Source organism: Komagataeibacter ossonobensis, assembly GCF_057359305.1.
In genome coordinates this window covers 1-2,500 of record NZ_JBXAYQ010000082.1, presented here as the reverse complement: position 1 = coordinate 2,500, position 2,500 = coordinate 1, and the positions used below count along the sequence as shown (strand labels likewise).

Sequence of the window (2,500 nt, the reverse complement as noted above, 5' to 3'; positions counted from 1 at the left end):
TGACGGCGTACCTTTTGTATAATGGGTCAGCGAGTTTCTGTTTGCAGCAAGCTTAAGCCGTTAGGTGTAGGCGCAGCGAAAGCGAGTCTGAATAGGGCGACGAGTTGCTGGCAGAAGACCCGAAACCGAGTGATCTAGCCATGGCCAGGCTGAAGGTGCGGTAACACGCACTGGAGGGCCGAACCCACGCCTGTTGAAAAAGTCGGGGATGAGCTGTGGCTAGGGGTGAAAGGCCAATCAAACTCGGAAATAGCTGGTTCTCCGCGAAATCTATTGAGGTAGACCGTCGAGTATTACCCCGGGGGGTAGAGCACTGGATGGGCTAGGGGGGCCCAAAGCCTTACCAAACCTAACCAAACTCCGAATACCCGGAAGTATGAGCTCGGCAGACAGACAGTGGGTGCTAAGGTCCATTGTCGAGAGGGAAACAGCCCAGACCACCAGCTAAGGCCCCCAAATCGTGGCTAAGTGGGAAAGGATGTGGGGATTCCAAAACAACCAGGAGGTTGGCTTAGAAGCAGCCATCCTTTAAAGAAAGCGTAATAGCTCACTGGTCTAATAGAAACCCTGCGCCGAAAATGTAACGGGGCTCAAGCCACGTGCCGAAGCTGTGGGTGCATTCTTTGAATGCGCGGTAGCGGAGCGTTCCGTAGGTCTGTGAAGGAGACGGGGTGACCCTCTCTGGAGATATCGGAAGTGCGAATGCTGACATGAGTAGCGACAAACAGTGCGAGAAACACTGTCGCCGAAAGTCCAAGGGTTCCTGCGCAAGGTTAATCCGCGCAGGGTGAGCCGGCCCCTAAGGCGAGGGCGAAAGCCGTAGTCGATGGAAACCGGGCAAATATTCCCGGGCCTGCCAGAAGTGACGAATACAATATGTTGTCGGGTCTTATCGGATTGATCCGGCTTTTGGAGTATTCCAGGAAATAGCTCTGGCATATAGACCGTACCCGAAACCGACACAGGTGGACTGGTAGAGAATACCAAGGCGCTTGAGAGAACGATGCTGAAGGAACTAGGCAAATTACTTGCGTAACTTCGGGATAAGCAAGACCCGTCAGTGGGCAACCATTGGCGGGTGGCACAGACCAGGGGGTAGCGACTGTTTAGTAAAAACACAGGGCTGTGCGAAGTCGAGAGACGACGTATACGGCCTGACGCCTGCCCGGTGCCGGAAGGTTAAGAGGAGGTGTGCAAGCACCGAATTGAAGCCCCGGTAAACGGCGGCCGTAACTATAACGGTCCTAAGGTAGCGAAATTCCTTGTCGGGTAAGTTCCGACCTGCACGAATGGCGTAACGACTTCCCCGCTGTCTCCAGCATCGGCTCAGCGAAATTGAATTCCCCGTGAAGATGCGGGGTACCCGCGGTCAGACGGAAAGACCCTATGAACCTTTACTGCAGCTTTGCAGTGGCATCAGAGACATTCTGTGTAGGATAGGTGGGAGGCTTTGAAACCGGGGCGCCAGTTCCGGTGGAGCCATCCTTGAAATACCACCCTGACTGTTTCTGATGTCTAACCGAGGCCTGTTAGCCAGGTCCGGGACCCTGCATGGTGGGCAGTTTGACTGGGGCGGTCGCCTCCCAAAGTGTAACGGAGGCGCGCGATGGTGGGCTCAGGCCGGTCGGAAACCGGCTGTCGAGTGCAATGGCATAAGCCCGCCTGACTGTGAGAGTGACAGCTCGATCAGAGACGAAAGTCGGCCATAGTGATCCGGTGGTCCCGCGTGGAAGGGCCATCGCTCAACGGATAAAAGGTACTCTAGGGATAACAGGCTGATCTCCCCCAAGAGTCCACATCGACGGGGAGGTTTGGCACCTCGATGTCGGCTCATCACATCCTGGGGCTGGAGCAGGTCCCAAGGGTTCGGCTGTTCGCCGATTAAAGTGGTACGTGAGCTGGGTTTAGAACGTCGTGAGACAGTTCGGTCCCTATCTGCCGTGGGTGTTGGAGACTTGAGAGGATTTGTCCCTAGTACGAGAGGACCGGGATGAACATACCTCTGGTGCACCGGTTGTCGCGCCAGCGGCACAGCCGGGTAGCTAAGTGTGGACGGGATAACCGCTGAAAGCATCTAAGCGGGAAACCCACCTCAAAACAAGGTCTCCCCGAGGGCCGTGATAGACCATCACGTCAATAGGCCAGGTGTGGAAGCGCAGTAATGCGTGCAGCTAACTGGTCCTAATCGCCCAATAGGCTCATTCCAAAGCCACTACAGTGGCAACACACATGCACAGCAGTCATCCACTCTTCAACACATCAAAGCACCAACCCATCACATCCTCTCAGCCCCTTACCAAAGGGATGACTGGATGACCTGGTGGCCATGGCGGGGAATGATCCACCCGATCCCATCCCGAACTCGGCCGTGAAACACCCCAGCGCCCATGATACTGTGCCTTAAGGCACGGGAAAGTCGGTCGCCGCCAGGTCTTCCAGTCACCCCTCACCACCGCGGGGTGGAGCAGCCCGGTAGCTCGTCAGGCTCATAACCTGAAGG

At 56.0% G+C, this 2,500-nt stretch carries 2 rRNA genes (1 of these 2 cut by a window edge); both read left to right on the top strand.

What is annotated here, in order from left to right:
* Positions 1–2,205 (top strand): 23S ribosomal RNA (locus AC1RQ9_RS18400); it begins 534 nt to the left of the window's first position.
* Positions 2,206–2,316: 111 nt separating this feature from the next.
* Positions 2,317–2,432 (top strand): 5S ribosomal RNA (rrf, locus tag AC1RQ9_RS18395).
* Positions 2,433–2,500: the final 68 nt, after the last annotated feature.